Below are 15,007 nucleotides of genomic sequence, written 5' to 3'. Positions count from 1 at the left end.
CTCGCTCACAGCTTGGGCGCAATCTCTTCGGTCCAGATACGCTCCCGCTGCTCCTGCGACATGTGGCAGGCCGCCCAGTGCCGGCTGCCGACCTCCTGGAGCTCGGGCCGTACGGTGCGGGTGACGTCGTCCTTGGGCACGTCCGCGTACGGGCAGCGCGGGTTGAAGGCGCAGCCGGACGGGATGTTGATGAGCGACGGCGGGGAGCCCTTGACCGGGATGAGCCGGTCGGTCTGGTCGCGGTCGAGGCGCGGCATCGAGCCCAGCAGACCCCAGGTGTAGGGGTGGCGGGGTTCGTAGAACACCTTCTCGGCCGGTCCGCGCTCGACGCAGCGCCCGCCGTACATCACCAGCAGGTCGTCGGCGAGCTCGGCCACCACGCCCAGGTCGTGGGTGATGATGATGACGGCGGAGCCGAACTCCTTCTGCAGGTCGCGGATCAGGTCGAGGATCTGCGCCTGGACGGTGACGTCCAGTGCGGTCGTCGGCTCGTCGGCGATCAGCAGCTCGGGGTTGTTGACCAGCGACATCGCGATCATCGCGCGCTGGCGCATCCCGCCGGAGAACTCGTGCGGGTAGCTGTCGACGCGCTTGTCGGGCTGCGGGATGCCGACCCGGTCGAGCATCTCGACAGCACGCTTGCGGGCGGTCTTCTTGTCCACGTCGTGGTGGACGCGGTACGCCTCCACGATCTGCTTGCCGATCGTGTAGTACGGGTGCAGCGCGGACAGCGGGTCCTGGAAGATCATCGCCATGTCGCGGCCGCGCAGTCTGCGCACCTCGTCGGGGTCGGCGGACAGCAGTTCCTTGCCGTCCAGCCAGATCTCGCCGGAGAGCCGGGCCTTGCGCTTGCCGTACTGGCCGGCGGTGTGCAGGCCCATGATCCCGAGGGAGGTGACGGACTTGCCCGAGCCGGACTCGCCCACGATGCCGAGGGTCTTGCCCTTCTCCAGCGTGAAGCTGAGCCCGTCCACGGACTTGACCAGACCGTCGTCGGTCGGGAAGTGCACCTTGAGGTCGCGCACGTCCAGGAACGCGGTGGGGGCGGGCGAGTGGTCGGTGGGCTCGCCCAGCGCGGCACCGCTCTTGTGCAGTTCGGTCATCCCAGCCTCACTCGCGGGTCGATGACGGCGTACAGAATGTCGACGACGAGGTTGGCGAGGGCGATCGCGAGCGCCGCGAACAGCGTGACGCCGAGGATCACGGGCAGGTCCTTGTCGCTGATGGCCTGGACGGCCGCGAGCCCGAGACCGGGCAGGTTGAACGTGGACTCGGTGAGGACGGCGCCCCCGAGGAGCACGCCGATGTCCAGGCCGAAGACGGTGAGGATCGGCGTCATCGCGGAACGCAGCGCGTGCCGGGTGATGACGGTGCCCTCGCCCAGGCCCTTGGCGCGCGCGGTGCGGATGTAGTCCTCGCCGAGCACGTCGAGCATGGTGGCTCTGGTGAGGCGGGCGTACATGGCGGCGTTCAGGAAGGCGAGCACGATCCACGGCAGGACCAGGGTCTGGAACCAGACGCCGATGCCGTCGTCCGTCGAGAGGTTGTCGGCGATGTGCACCCAGCCGAGGGTGTGCACGAAGAGGCCCATCGCGACCATGCCGGTGAAGAAGATCGGCAGGGAGACGCCGCCGAGGGCGGTGGTCATCGCGGCCCGGTCCCAGATGGTGCCGCGCTTCAGCGCGGACACGACACCGGTGGCGACACCGCCGATGAGCCACAGCACGCAGGCGCCGGCGGCGAGCGCGCCGGTGACCGGCAGGGCGTCCTTGAGGGTGGTCCAGACCGGCACCTCGGTGCGGAAGGAGTAACCGAAGCAGGGCGCGGCGCAGTGGGTGATGTCGTCACCGTTCGCGTAGTCGCGTCCCATCGGGATGCCCTTGACGAAGTCCCAGAACTGGACGAGAAGGGGCTCGTCGAGCCCCAGCTTGATCCGGATGCCCGCGAGCTGCTCGGCACCGGATGCCTTGCCGGCGAAGAGGACTGCGACGTCCTGACCCGCCCACTTGGGCAGCATGAAGAAGATGGTGAAGGTCGCGAGCAGTACGACGAGCACCATGATGACTACGGCGAACAGGCGCCGGATGAGATAAGCAAGCACTGTGCGCGGCCCGGCGGTGGCCGGAATCCCTCGTGGGGCTCCCGGCCACCGCCCCGGCCATCACCTGCCCTTCGGACTGGCGGGTTTCGGCGGCGGTTTGGCAGTCGACGGGGTCGACTGCGGGTGCTGTTGACTACAGCGACTACTTGACGACGCCGAGCGAGACGTAGTCGTAACGGCCGTTGTAGGCGTCGGACATGTAGACGTTCGTGAGCCGGTTGCCGCGCCAGGTGATGTTCTTCTCGTAGATGAACGGCAGCCAGTCGGCCTGGTCGAGGATCAGCTTGTCGAGCTGCTGGTAGATCGCGCCGGCCTTCTCCGGGTCGGTCTGCGCGATCGCGTCGTCGAAGAGCTTGTCGATCTTCGGGTCCTTGAGCTGCGACTCGTTGTAGTTACCGGTCTCCGAGAGGAACCGGCTGTCCCACAGCGGCTGTCCGTAGCCCTGGCCGGACGGGAAGTCCGGGCCCCAGCCGCTCATCGTCATGCCGTAGCCGCGCTGCTTCACGACGGAGGGCGAACCGGTGATGCTGGCCACCTCGGTACCGTTGATCGCGTCGACCGAGATCTTGATGCCGACCTTGCCGAGCTGCGCCTGGAGCGCCTCGGCGGTGTCGACCTCACCCGGGTTGTTGTTGCGGGCGGTGAGCTTGGTGGAGAAGCCGTCCGGGTGACCGCACTGCTTCAGCTCCTCCTTGGCCTTGGCCACGTCCGGCTTGCCCTTGCGGGCGAGGACGCCGTACGGGTCGTAGTCGCTGTGACCCTTGATGGAGGCCGGGAGGGTGCTGTTGGCGATCCCGCCACCGGCGATCTCGCCACCGCGGGTCTGCTGCAGGGCGGCGAAGTCCGTGGCGTAGAAGACCGCCTTGCGGCAGTGCACGTCGTCGAGCGGCTTCGCGGTGTGGACGAGCGCGACGTAGCGGACGAAGGACGTCTGCATGTTGTCGACGCTGTCCTTGTGCTTCTGGATGGCGGTGACCCGGCCGGACTGGGTCATGCCGGTGCCGTTGAGGTCGACGTCGTAGTCGCCCTCCATCAGCTTCTTGTCGTTCTCCTCCAGGTTGGCGGAGATCGTCACGGTGATCTTGTCCGGGAGCGCGGCGCGGACCGGGTCCGAGGACTTCTGCCACTTGTCGTTGCGGACCAGGACGATGCTCTTGTTCGGCTTGTACGACTCGAACTTGTACGGGCCCGAGGAGAACGGCCGCTGGGTGTACTTGGCCTTGGTGTCCTCCGACGCCTTCACCGGCGAGCCGGACGGCATGGCGAGGAACTGCTCGAAGTCACCGTTGGGCTTGGGCAGCTTGAAGATGATGGTGTTGTCGTCGGGCGTCTCGATCGCCTTCAGGCCGAGCTTGTCCGGGGACGAGTCCTTGTACGGGCCCTTGTACTCGCCCTTCGGGTCCAGCGTCTGCTTCAGGTACTGCGGGCCACCGGTGATGGTGTCCGTCGCCCAGACGCGCTCGATGCCGTACTTGACGTCCTTGGAGGTCAGCTTGGAGCCGTCCTCCCAGGTGAGCCCCTCGCGCAGCTTGTAGGTGTACGTCTTGCCGCCGTCCGTGATCACGCCGGGACCGGTGGCGAGGTCGCCGACCAGCTTGGTGGAGGCGACGCCCGGCTTGGTGTCGTACGTGACCAGCTGGCGGGTGTAGAAGCGCATGAAGTCCCACGCCATGCCGTAGTAGGCACGCTGCGGGTCGGCGGAGTCCAGGTCCTGCTTGCCGACCATCTTCAGCGTTCCGCCCTTTTTGGCGGACGGGTTGGCGATCTTGTTGAACGCCGCGTTGTAGCCGGCGGCCTTCGCCTTGCTGTCGCCGCTGTCGCCGTCGCCGCCGCACGCCGTGGTGGTCATCAGCGCCGCGACCACGAGGGCCGCACCAGCGGTGAGCCGTCGTTTCGTGGAAACTGTGGACATTTTCTCGCAACCTCCGAGATCGAGGTCCCAGGCCGTTGCTTGCCGGAGAACCATGGGAAGAGCCACCTGACAGTGCGGCAGGGGCAAGTCGTGGGCTATCGGGTCCCCTTGGGGTCCAGGGCGTCGCGCAGCCCGTCCCCGAAGAGGTTGAAGGCCAGTACCGTGATGAAGATCGTCACACCGGGGAAGACCATGAACATCGGGTCGTGCTCGTACGTCTCCAGGGCGTCCCGCAGCATGCCGCCCCAGGAAGCCGTCGGCGGCCGGACACCGGCGCCGAGGAAGCTCAGCGCCGCTTCGGTGAGGATGTTGGTGGGGATCATGAGCGTCGCGTAGACGGTGATCGGCGCCACGAGGTTCGGCAGCAGTTCGCGGAAGAGGATGTGTCCGCGCCCGCCGCCGAGGCTCCGCGCGGCCTCCACGTACTCGCGTTCGCGCAGCGACAGCGTCTGGCCCCGGACGATGCGTCCCACATAGGGCCAGCCGAAGAAGCCGATGACGGCGACGAGTACGGCGATCCGCACCCCGCTGCCGGTGAGGCCCAGCAGGTCGTCGGGCAGGACCGAGACCAGGGAGATGATGAAGAGCAGCTGCGGGAAGGAGAGCAGCACGTCCATCACCCGGCTGATCACCGCGTCGATCCAGCCGCCGAAGTAGCCGGCGACGATCCCGAAGAGGGTGCCGAGGGCCACGGCGACCACTGCGGCCAGGAAGGCCACCAGCAGCGAGATCCGGGCCCCGTAGACGATCCGGCTGAAGACATCCCGGCCCTTGTTGGGCTCGACGCCGAAGAGGAAGTCGCTGCTCATGCCGCCCAGCGACCCCGTGGGCAGGTTGGTCAGCGGATCGAGCTTGTCCTGGTGGAAGTCGTTGGGCGGGTGCCCCAGCAGGCCGACGATCAGCGGCGCGAAGATCGCCACCGCGATCAGGACGAGGACAACGATGCCACCCGTCAGAGCGACCTTGTCCTGCTTGAGGCGGTTCCAGGCGATCTGCTTGAGGGACCGGCCCTCGACCTTCTTCGCCCCGGAGTCGGCCGCGGGACCACCGGTCGTCTGCGGATCCGCTTCCGTGGTCGGCTCGTGCAGTGGTGCCGTCATCGTGGCAAGGACCCCTCTCAACCGGCGGTGGCCGGGCCGAACTGGCCGCTGTGGCGGCGCGGATCAGTCAGTCGTACGCGGAGGCGGCAAGACGCCCTTGCTGCGGGAGTCTTCATTGCGGGCGCGCGACGTAGCCATACCGACAGGCGAATGGATGCCTAACCGTGATGCGGTCCGGTGTGTTCCGTTATCCGGACGCGCGTGAACGCCCGTCGAACACAGGTCACTTGAGGTTCAACAGGACGCCGAACCACATATGTTTCGCTTTCATCGCCCAACGGCACCAGCACGGAGATACCCGACATGCGGGCCGTGTGGCACCCGATCCGGGCATCATCGACCCGTGATCGCGTTCCGGGTGCCGCGACCGGCGCAACGTCCCGCCGGGCAAGGGGCCTTGTGGCAGCCGTAAGGGCCGGCCGAAGAAACCGGGGCGTGTCCCGCAGGACGGGGGGTCCCGCAGGCCCGGGGCGCGTCCCGGCGGGCTCAGTACGCGCCGGGGGACGGCGGGTAGCCGTACCCGGGCGCCGGGGCGTGGGCCTCGCGGTCGTAGAACGGGCGGGAGTTGGCGCGCAGCCACATCGCGACGGGGTCGTACTCGTCGGACATCGCGACGGTGGAGACGGGCAGCCCCTCCGGGACCGCCCCGACCGACTGCCGCATCATCGCGCGCACCGCGTCGACGGAGGGCCGGCTGGTGTCGTACAGATCGAGGCCGATGGCGAGGTACGCCGTGCCGAGGGCGGGCTGCACCCAGACGCGGCGCAGCGAACGGATCGCGGGGGTGCGATGGGCGTTCTGCGCCAGCAGCGCGTAGAACTGCGGAATCTCGATGGCCGGCTCGGTGAGGCGGAGCGGACCGGCGGGCATCCGGTCGAGGCCGGTGGCGATCCGGCGCAGGTCCAGCCAGGGGATGCCGACCCCACCGCCCGGAGCGTGCGGGTTGATCCAGATCCCCCAGCGGTCGGGGAACAGGGCGCGGGCGATGTCACGGCCGGTGACCACTTCGTGGGACCGGTTCCAGCCGCTGGCCGAGAGCTCCTGGGCGGAGGTCACGCAGGGGGCGTAGCCGAGGCCGTCGATCTCCATGTTCCCGTACTGGGCATCGGGCGAACCGGCCCGGCCGTGCCAGAGGAGCATCCAGATGCGGCCGTCCGCGAGGGCCTGGAGCAGCGCCTCGTACGCGTCGTAGCGTCCGGGCGTCACCTGGCGCAGCATGTGCTCGACCTGTCCGGCCGCCGCGGTGCCTGACGCTCTCACCTGGTCCCGCCCCTCCTCGTTCCACTGTGCCGGCGCGCCGCTCCCGGGGCACACGGGTGCGGCGGATGCCGTGGCACCCGCCATCAAACCAGCTTAGGTGCCGGTGCTGACACCGACTTGACGCCTCGGGCCGGTACGGTGCCCCGCCCCGGCCGCCCGCGGCACGGTCCGCGCGCCCGTGCCCGTGCCACCGTTCCGGGCCCGGCTACCGCTCCCCGCGCCGGTAGAACGGGCGGAGCTTCTCCCGCATCCAGTCGCCGACCGGATCCTGGGCCACGTCGAGCAGGACCAGATTGACCGGCCAGGGCACCGCCACGCGGCCCAGTGCCCGGCCCAGCGCGTCCATCGGGGCGCTCTGGACGGTGCCGTCCCGGTCGGACAGCTCGACGCCGACGAAGAGGGCGGGCTCGGCGCCCTCGACGCTGGCCAGCGCCCGGCGGGCGGTGATCACGACGCCGCTCTCCTCGAACTCACCGGCCGCGGCGGAGAGGAAGTCGATGGGTTCCTCCTGCCAGTCCGGTTCGTACAGGCGGACCCGGCCGCCGCTCGCGGGCCCGTCGAGCGGGGTGCGCCCGGCGCGGCAGAGCTCGGCCACGGCGGGCGGCGGCAGCGGCATCCCGACCGCGCCGCCGGGGTTCACGGCGATGCCGAGCTGCGGGGGCAGGCCGCGGGCGAAGTCGCGGGCGGGTGCGACGGCGAAGGACATCCGGTCGCCGACACAGCTGAGGAACTGCTGCTCGGAGCTGTACACGGGGACGAACGCGGCGCCGTCGATCTCCAGCGTCGGCAGGTCGAGGTCGGTTGATTCGGGACCACCGCCGTTCGGCAGGGGCACCCAGACCTGACTGCGTCCGAGTACCTCGACGAGGCGCCCGCCGGCCTCCGCCACACCCACCGAGGCCATCAGCACCTCTTCGAGCTCGTTGGCCGGCCATCCGTGCTGCGGATGGGGCTGGACCTGTGCCGGAACGTCCACTGCTTTCCCTTCTCGTCCGAGCCTGTTGGCAGAAGGTTAGCGACCTCGTCCACGGCGGGCGGCGGAGCAGTCGCCGGACACCGCGACGCCGCCGCCCGTCGGGGGCGGGGACGGGGCGTCCGTCCCGGGCGGACCTCCGGGGCCTGGCGGAACCTGCGCGAAGGCGATCCGGCGCAACAGCCCGGCCGCCTCCCGGTCCAGCAGCACCACCGAGGCGCAGCCGGGCGGCGGCAGTCCGTCCCCGGCGTCCCGCAGCAGCCTGCCGACGGCCCTGCGGTGCCGGGCGAACGCGTACCCGGAGACGCCCCGGCCGCGTTCCCGCTGCCCCTCCCGCGCGGTCTGCGGCGTGACGTCCAGCAGGAGCAGATGGAGGGCCCGGCCCCGTCGCCGCGCGTGGCGGGCCAGCCAACTGCGTACCCATGCCTGGGTTCCGCAGTCGTGGACGACGACGGACTCGCCGGAGCACAGGCACTTCCACAGCCCCGCGTAGTGGGCGAGGCGGACGAGCGGGCGGTAGAGGGCGTAGGGCAGCGGGCGGGGCATCAGCCGCGCCCAGCGGTCCCGGGTGTCCTGGGAGTCGACGGCGCGGACCGTGGCCACCCGCCGGATCAGTGTCGACTTGCCGCTGCCGGGGAGGCCGGAGACCACCACCACGTCGCCCACGGCGAAGCGCAGGGAGTGCGGCTCCCGCCCGCCGCCCCGCCGCAGGTCGCGCACGACGGGCGGGGGCCGGTCGAACGATTCCGCGGCCGGTCCCCCCGGCTGTGCGGGCATCGCGCCAACGGGCCCCGGGCTCGCCGCATACCGCCGTAACGTCATCGCGCTCCCCCTGCCGGGTGTCCACCCATGCATCGAAGTGTAAAGAAAAGGTAATGCGGCACAACCGTCCACGCCGCCGGATCCGGTAAGGGACCACCTGCCGATTTCCGTCCGGGACCGACGCCCCGCTCCGGCGCGATGCGTGCGATGATGACCCGGCCAACTGCATAACGGCCGTTTGAATCCGCGCGGGAGAGTTCCGGTCACTGCATGTGCCGGGCGCCGAAGGAGCAAGTTCCTCCCTTGAATCTCTCAGGCCCCGTACCGCGCGGATGAGGCAGATCTGAAAAGCGGGCCGCTTCGCGGCTCCACCCAAGGTGCAAGCCGAACCCTTCGGGGGCTCTCGGCGAACCTCTCAGGTTCCGATGACAGATGGGGAGGGTTCGTCCTCGTCGTCATGCCCCGGGAGCCACATTCATGAGCACCGCACCCCGCCAGACCGCACTCGATGCCCTGCACCGTTCGCTGGGCGCGACCATGACCGACTTCGCGGGCTGGGACATGCCGCTGCGGTACGGCAGCGAGCGCGAGGAGCACCAGGCGGTCCGTACCCGGGCCGGTCTCTTCGACCTGTCCCACATGGGCGAGATCACCGTCACCGGCCCGCAGGCCGCGGACTTCCTCGACTACGCCCTGGTCGGCAACATCGGCACCGTCGCCGCCGGCCGCGCCCGCTACACGATGATCTGCGCCGAGGACGGCGGCATCCTGGACGACCTGATCGTCTACCGGCTGGGAGAGGCCGAGGCCCCCGAGTACATGGTCGTCGCCAACGCGGGCAACGCCCAGATCGTGCTGGACGCGCTGACCGCCCGGGCCGAGGGTTTCGACGCCGAGGTGCGCGACGACCGCGACGCGTACGCGCTGCTCGCCGTCCAGGGCCCCGAGTCCCCCGCCATCCTCGCCTCGGTCACCGACGCCGACCTGGACGGTCTGAAGTACTACGCCGGTCTGCCGGGCACGGTCGCCGGGATCCCCGCGCTGATCGCCCGGACCGGCTACACCGGCGAGGACGGCTTCGAGCTGTTCGTCGCCCCCGAGCACGCCGAGCGGCTGTGGAAGGCCCTCACCGAGGCGGGCGCCGGGCACGGCCTGGTCCCGTGCGGCCTCTCGTGCCGGGACACGCTGCGCCTGGAGGCGGGCATGCCCCTCTACGGCCACGAGCTGACCACCGAGCTGACCCCGTTCGACGCCGGGTTCGGCCGGGTCGTGAAGTTCGAGAAGGACGGCGGCTTCGTCGGCCGCGAGGCGCTGGTGGCCGCCGCCGAGCGCGCCGAGACCGCCCCGCCCCGCAAGCTGGTCGGGCTGATCGCCGAGGGCCGCCGGGTCCCGCGGGCCGGCTACTCCGTGGTGGCCGGGGGCGAGGTCGTCGGCGAGGTCACCTCGGGCGCCCCGTCCCCCACCCTGGGCAAGCCGATCGCGATCGCGTACGTGGACGCCGCGTACGCCGCCCCCGGCACCGAGGGCGTCGGCGTGGACATCCGGGGCAACCACGAGCCGCTCGAGGTCGTGTCCCTGCCGTTCTACAAGCGTCGGAAGTGACGTCTTCACAAGCGTCACAGCGACATCCGCGCCACGGGCGTCGGAAGTGACGACGGCACCCACGGGCCCCGCAGGCCGCGCCGGAGCCGGAGATCGACATCCGTACGCCGCAAAAGTGACGCAGTCTCGTCTCACACCGTAAGACCACCGTTCATCAGCACTCCCCCACGTACAGGAGAATTCAGGTCATGAGCAACCCCCAGCAGCTGCGTTACAGCAAGGAGCACGAGTGGCTGTCGGCCGTCGAGGACGGCGTGGCCACGATCGGCATCACCGAGTTCGCCGCCAACGCGCTCGGCGACGTCGTCTACGCGCAGCTCCCCGCCGTCGGCGACACGGTGACCGCGGGCGAGACCTGTGGCGAGCTGGAGTCGACCAAGTCGGTGAGCGATCTGTACTCGCCGGTGACGGGCGAGATCACCGCCGCGAACCAGGACGTCGTGGACGATCCGTCGCTGGTGAACTCCGCTCCCTTCGAGGGCGGCTGGCTGTTCAAGGTACGTGTCGCGGAGGAGCCCGAGGACCTGCTCTCCGCCGACGAGTACACCGAGTTCTCCGGCAACTAAAGACCCCAAGGGACCACCTGATGTCGCTTCTCAACTCATCCCTCCACGACCTGGACCCGGACGTCGCCGCCGCCGTCGACGCCGAGCTCCACCGACAGCAGTCCACCCTCGAGATGATCGCCTCGGAGAACTTCGCTCCGGTAGCGGTCATGGAGGCCCAGGGCTCCGTCCTCACCAACAAGTACGCCGAGGGCTACCCCGGCCGCCGCTACTACGGCGGCTGCGAGCACGTCGACGTCGTCGAGCAGATCGCCATCGACCGGATCAAGGCGCTGTTCGGCGCCGAGGCCGCGAACGTCCAGCCGCACTCCGGTGCGCAGGCCAACGCCGCGGCGATGTTCGCGCTGCTGAAGCCGGGCGACACGATCATGGGCCTGAACCTGGCCCACGGTGGTCACCTGACCCACGGCATGAAGATCAACTTCTCCGGCAAGCTGTACAACGTGGTTCCGTACCACGTCGACGACAGCGGGCTCGTGGACATGGCCGAGGTCGAGCGCCTGGCCAAGGAGAGCAAGCCGAAGCTGATCGTCGCCGGCTGGTCCGCGTACCCGCGTCAGCTGGACTTCGCCGCCTTCCGCCGCATCGCGGACGAGGTCGGCGCGTACCTGATGGTCGACATGGCGCACTTCGCCGGGCTGGTGGCGGCGGGCCTGCACCCGAACCCGGTGCCGCACGCCCACGTCGTCACGACCACCACGCACAAGACCCTGGGCGGTCCGCGCGGTGGCGTCATCCTGTCGACGCAGGAGCTGGCCAAGAAGATCAACTCGGCGGTCTTCCCGGGGCAGCAGGGTGGTCCGCTGGAGCACGTGATCGCGGCCAAGGCCGTCTCGTTCAAGGTCGCGGCGACCGAGGAGTTCAAGGAGCGCCAGCAGCGCACCCTGGACGGCGCCCGCATCCTCGCCGAGCGCCTGGTCCAGCCGGACGTCGCCGAGGCAGGCGTCTCCGTGCTGTCCGGCGGCACGGACGTGCACCTGGTCCTCGTCGACCTGCGCGACTCCGAGCTGGACGGCCAGCAGGCCGAGGACCGGCTGCACGAGATCGGCATCACGGTCAACCGGAACGCCGTCCCGAACGACCCGCGGCCGCCGATGGTCACCTCGGGCCTGCGGATCGGCACACCGGCCCTGGCGACCCGCGGTTTCGGCACCGAGGACTTCACCGAGGTCGCGGAGATCATCGCGGCCGTGCTCAAGCCGTCCTACGACGCGGACGCGCTGAAGGCCCGGGTCGTCGCCCTGGCCGAGAAGTTCCCGCTCTACCCCGGCCTGGGCTGATCCGGCGGAGACCGCGCACACGGCGGTCTCCTGGACGCGTCCGCACGGCGGCTGTTGCGGACGCGTCCACACGGCGGCCTCGGGGACGCGTCCGCACGACAGCCCCTGGGACGCGTCCGCACCGCAGCGATCCGGAGAACACCCGGGGTCATCCGGGAGAAAATCGACACTCTCCGGAAAGCAGACCGGAGCAATCCGGCACAGAATGGACACGGTCCGCCATCCTTCGGACGGGGCATCGCGCACACTGGTCGGTGAGTGCGGTGCCCCATCCCTTGCCCCCCGCACGCCCGGCCCACCGGCCCGTCCCCGCACCACCCGGCAGACAACGGCGTCTACCAACCCCCTGAGGAGTCACCCGTGGCCATCTCGGTCTTCGACCTGTTCTCGATCGGCATCGGCCCGTCCAGCTCCCATACGGTCGGCCCGATGCGCGCCGCACGTATGTTCGCGCGTCGGCTGAAGAACGAGGGCCTGATCGCCCATACCGCCTCGATACGCGCGGAGCTGTACGGCTCGCTCGGGGCGACCGGGCACGGCCACGGCACCCCCAAGGCCGTCCTGCTCGGCCTGGAGGGCGAGTCGCCCCGCACCGTCGACGTGGAGTCCGCCGACGACCGGGTGGAGCACATCCGCACCACCGGCCGGATCAACCTGCTCGGCATGCACGAGATCGACTTCGACGCCGACGAACAGTTGGTCCTGCACCGCCGCAAGGCGCTTCCCTACCACGCCAACGGCATGACGATCGCCGCCTTCGACCGCGACGGCGCCCTGCTGCTGGAGAAGACCTACTACTCGGTCGGCGGCGGCTTCGTCGTCGACGAGGACGCGGTCGGCGAGGACCGGATCGTCCTCGACGACACTGTGCTGAAGCACCCCTTCCGCACCGGCGACGAACTGCTGCGGCTCTCCCGGGAGACCGGCCTGTCCATCTCCTCGCTGATGCTGGAGAACGAGAAGGCATGGCGCACCGAGGACGAGATCCGCTCCGGGTTGCTGGACATCTGGCGGGTCATGCAGGCGTGCGTCGCGCGCGGCATGTCCCGCGAGGGCATCCTGCCCGGCGGGCTCAAGGTCCGTCGCCGCGCCGCCACCACCGCCCGCCAGCTGCGCGCCGAGGGCGACCCGCAGGCCCACGCGATGGAGTGGATCACCCTCTACGCCATGGCGGTCAACGAGGAGAACGCGGCGGGCGGCCGCGTCGTGACCGCGCCGACCAACGGCGCCGCGGGCATCATCCCGGCGGTGCTGCACTACTACATGAACTTCGCGGCCGGCGGTGCCACCGAGGCGGAGAAGGAGGACGGCGTGGTCCGCTTCCTCCTGGCCGCCGGGGCCATCGGCATGCTCTTCAAGGAGAACGCCTCCATCTCCGGCGCGGAGGTCGGCTGCCAGGGCGAGGTCGGCTCCGCCTGCTCCATGGCGGCGGGCGCACTGGCCGAGGTCCTCGGCGGCAGCGCCGAGCAGGTCGAAAACGCCGCCGAGATCGGCATGGAGCACAACCTCGGTCTCACCTGCGACCCGGTCGGGGGTCTCGTCCAGATCCCGTGCATCGAGCGCAACGGCATGGCCGCGGTCAAGGCCGTCACCGCGGCGAAGATGGCGCTGCGCGGCGACGGCAGTCACAAGGTCTCCCTCGACAAGGTCATCAAGACCATGAAGGAGACGGGCGCGGACATGAGCGTGAAGTACAAGGAGACGGCGCGCGGAGGTCTCGCGGTCAACATCATCGAGTGCTGAGGAAATAGGCTCTGACCAGCGCGTTTCTATCTTTCAGCGCTGTCAGGGCCTTCCCCGCCCACGCGGCGGGAAGTCCCTGGAACCTCCCTGGGACAGACGCGAAATCCCCCGAAAAGTCCCCGGCATCGTCCTGCCACAGCCCGCCCCACAGGGGGAAACCGAACCGCTTCGGACGCTCCTCACGTCCTGGGGCCGCCGGTTCGTGAGCACGGCTGCCGGGAAAGCCGGTCTTGCCACACGTGCTGCGGGGTGAGGTGCCCGAAGTACTTCGGTACCTCACCCCTGACCAGGGGCTGGTACGCGGGAGCACTCAAACTCCCCCTGATTCACACCGGCGTATGGCCGAGGTTGGCGCTACACCGACGTGTCAGCCGTAACGACGAGCGTTCGGACCGGCCCTGCCGCCCTTACGGGACGACCAGTATGCGGCCCAGCTGAGCACGGCTCTCCAACAGCCGGTGCACCGCGCTGGTCCCGGTCAGCGGCAACCGGGCGCGGACCGCCGTGCGCAGCAACCCCTGGGCCGCGTACTCCGTAAGCCGGGCGCGCCCAGCCCCGGATGGAGACGCGGGCGCCCTGGCGTACGGGCCGAGTCAGGCGACATCGGGCTCTTCCAGCGCCACCACGACCATCACCGGAAGATCGGCGTCCTGCTGGATCACACCGGCGGTCAGGATCCGGCCGTCGAGGGTCCACTTCTTCACCGCGATGAACTCGTCCCTGTCCGCCGCCGTCTGCTCGGCCTCGACGAGGTGACCGGCGAGAGAAGATTCCTCGATCTCGGGCAGGAAGTCGGCCAGCGCCTGCTCCCCCTGCTCGTAGACGGCATCCACGTCGTCGAAGTAGCCCGACTCGTCGACATCGCGGATCCAGACGTAGAACTTGACGCTGACCGCCCCGCCGGTGAACGTCTGGATCCAGCCCCCGACGCCGTCCTTGTGCCACGACGTCTCCACGCCGTCACGGCGCTTACCCCTGGGCGTCCACTCCTGGGCCGAGAACCGCGCCGCCGCACCCTCGGCCCTCAGCGGCGTGATACCCCTGAGCCCTTCCAGCATTGTGATCACTACAGCCATGAACTCATTCCACTCATGCCGTTGCCGGGCACGTGATACGCCCTCAGCTGCCCGCCGACACGGGCCTCCGGGAAGGCATTGGACAGCACTTCGTTCACATGCGCGGCACCCCATTCATTGGGCACCGTATAACGGACCCCCTTGCCTCCGAGATCCTCGTTGAGGGCGAGCAGCTTGTCCGTCAGCCGGCACGGTGAACGGGTTGTGCACAGGGGCGACCGGATTCGACGCGGGCGTCGGTGGCGCTCCTCGGCGTTTGCGCCCTTGCTCGCCTACTTCAGGTAGCTGCCGACGAAGGCGCCGTCGAAGCCGAGCGCGACGAGGCACTGCTCGACGCTGGGGTAGTTCGTGACGTCCGGGCTGTCGATCAGGGCGTCGACGTCGGCGCGGCCGACCTCGGGTTCGAGCCACTGGTTGCTGCACCGGCAACGGGTCCAGACGTTGCGGCCGTGGTTGATGAGTGGCCAGTCACGTCGGGCCCGACAGTTCGAGCACGTCGCGGGGATGCCGTCGAAGGCCGGCTCGCGTGGGTGACCGAGGCAGCGGGTCGCGCCGGGACCGGTGGCCGACTGCACCTCGTACTTGAGTTGCACAGCAGGGAATCGGTGCCGACGGGGAGGACGGGCAGGACG

Annotated in this window: 13 protein-coding genes and 1 riboswitch; of the genes, 4 read left to right on the top strand and 9 right to left on the bottom strand. The window is 69.7% G+C overall.

Annotation, left to right across the window (positions count from 1 at the left end):
• Nucleotides 1-5: 5 nt before the first annotated feature.
• The 7 genes from ACFC79_RS03370 to ACFC79_RS03340 form a co-directional block, all read right to left on the bottom strand.
• Nucleotides 6-1,103 carry an ABC transporter ATP-binding protein gene (locus ACFC79_RS03370; RefSeq protein WP_376234514.1) on the bottom strand — a complete coding sequence of 366 codons (1,098 nt, stop codon included), beginning with the start codon at nucleotides 1,101-1,103 and terminating at the stop codon, nucleotides 6-8.
• Nucleotides 1,100-2,101, bottom strand: coding sequence for an ABC transporter permease (locus ACFC79_RS03365; protein WP_376234512.1), 1,002 nt, complete (start codon nucleotides 2,099-2,101; stop codon nucleotides 1,100-1,102). Before ACFC79_RS03365 ends, ACFC79_RS03370 begins: the two co-directional genes overlap by 4 nt.
• 142 nt (nucleotides 2,102-2,243) lie before the next feature.
• Entirely contained in the window at nucleotides 2,244-4,013 is a 1,770-nt protein-coding gene (locus ACFC79_RS03360) for an ABC transporter substrate-binding protein (protein ID WP_376234510.1), read from the bottom strand.
• A 95-nt stretch (nucleotides 4,014-4,108) separates the two neighbouring features.
• A complete protein-coding gene (locus ACFC79_RS03355) occupies nucleotides 4,109-5,113 on the bottom strand; it encodes an ABC transporter permease (protein ID WP_376234508.1) in 1,005 nt (334 codons plus the stop codon).
• A gap of 486 nt (nucleotides 5,114-5,599) precedes the next feature.
• The gene (locus ACFC79_RS03350; protein ID WP_376234506.1) at nucleotides 5,600-6,373 is read right to left on the bottom strand and encodes an enhanced serine sensitivity protein SseB C-terminal domain-containing protein; all 774 of its coding nucleotides are present in this window, start codon (nucleotides 6,371-6,373) and stop codon (nucleotides 5,600-5,602) included.
• A gap of 205 nt (nucleotides 6,374-6,578) precedes the next feature.
• Nucleotides 6,579-7,349: an enhanced serine sensitivity protein SseB gene (locus tag ACFC79_RS03345; protein WP_376234504.1), complete on the bottom strand. Its 771-nt coding sequence runs from the start codon at nucleotides 7,347-7,349 to the stop codon at nucleotides 6,579-6,581.
• Nucleotides 7,350-7,385: 36 nt separating this feature from the next.
• The gene (locus tag ACFC79_RS03340; protein WP_376234501.1) at nucleotides 7,386-8,168 is read right to left on the bottom strand and encodes an AAA family ATPase; all 783 of its coding nucleotides are present in this window, start codon (nucleotides 8,166-8,168) and stop codon (nucleotides 7,386-7,388) included.
• A 179-nt stretch (nucleotides 8,169-8,347) separates the two neighbouring features.
• Nucleotides 8,348-8,445: riboswitch (glycine riboswitch) on the top strand.
• A 140-nt stretch (nucleotides 8,446-8,585) separates the two neighbouring features.
• Between ACFC79_RS03340 and gcvT the strand changes: the two genes are divergently transcribed.
• From gcvT to ACFC79_RS03320, 4 genes are all read left to right on the top strand, one after another.
• Entirely contained in the window at nucleotides 8,586-9,710 is a 1,125-nt protein-coding gene (gene gcvT / locus ACFC79_RS03335; RefSeq protein WP_376234499.1) for a glycine cleavage system aminomethyltransferase GcvT, read from the top strand.
• A 188-nt stretch (nucleotides 9,711-9,898) separates the two neighbouring features.
• Nucleotides 9,899-10,276 carry a glycine cleavage system protein GcvH gene (gene gcvH / locus ACFC79_RS03330; protein WP_376234497.1) on the top strand — a complete coding sequence of 126 codons (378 nt, stop codon included), beginning with the start codon at nucleotides 9,899-9,901 and terminating at the stop codon, nucleotides 10,274-10,276.
• Between the two features lie 20 nt (nucleotides 10,277-10,296).
• Nucleotides 10,297-11,556 carry a serine hydroxymethyltransferase gene (gene glyA, locus ACFC79_RS03325; RefSeq protein ID WP_376234494.1) on the top strand — a complete coding sequence of 420 codons (1,260 nt, stop codon included), beginning with the start codon at nucleotides 10,297-10,299 and terminating at the stop codon, nucleotides 11,554-11,556.
• A gap of 360 nt (nucleotides 11,557-11,916) precedes the next feature.
• Nucleotides 11,917-13,299: an L-serine ammonia-lyase gene (locus ACFC79_RS03320; protein ID WP_376234491.1), complete on the top strand. Its 1,383-nt coding sequence runs from the start codon at nucleotides 11,917-11,919 to the stop codon at nucleotides 13,297-13,299.
• Nucleotides 13,300-13,892: 593 nt separating this feature from the next.
• Here the strand turns inward: ACFC79_RS03320 and ACFC79_RS03315 are convergent.
• Together ACFC79_RS03315 and ACFC79_RS03310 are read right to left on the bottom strand one after the other, a co-directional pair.
• Nucleotides 13,893-14,375 (bottom strand): hypothetical protein, encoded by a 483-nt coding sequence (locus ACFC79_RS03315; RefSeq protein ID WP_376234488.1) that lies wholly within the window; start codon nucleotides 14,373-14,375, stop codon nucleotides 13,893-13,895.
• A 272-nt stretch (nucleotides 14,376-14,647) separates the two neighbouring features.
• Nucleotides 14,648-14,968: a hypothetical protein gene (locus ACFC79_RS03310; protein ID WP_376234486.1), complete on the bottom strand. Its 321-nt coding sequence runs from the start codon at nucleotides 14,966-14,968 to the stop codon at nucleotides 14,648-14,650.
• Nucleotides 14,969-15,007: the final 39 nt, after the last annotated feature.

The sequence above is a fragment of the Streptomyces sp. NPDC056061 genome, assembly GCF_042266885.1.
In the GTDB taxonomy this organism is placed as follows: Bacteria; Actinomycetota; Actinomycetes; order Streptomycetales; family Streptomycetaceae; genus Streptomyces.
The sequence above is the reverse complement of the archived record's forward strand: the minus strand, read 5'-3'. Positions and strand labels throughout refer to the sequence as shown.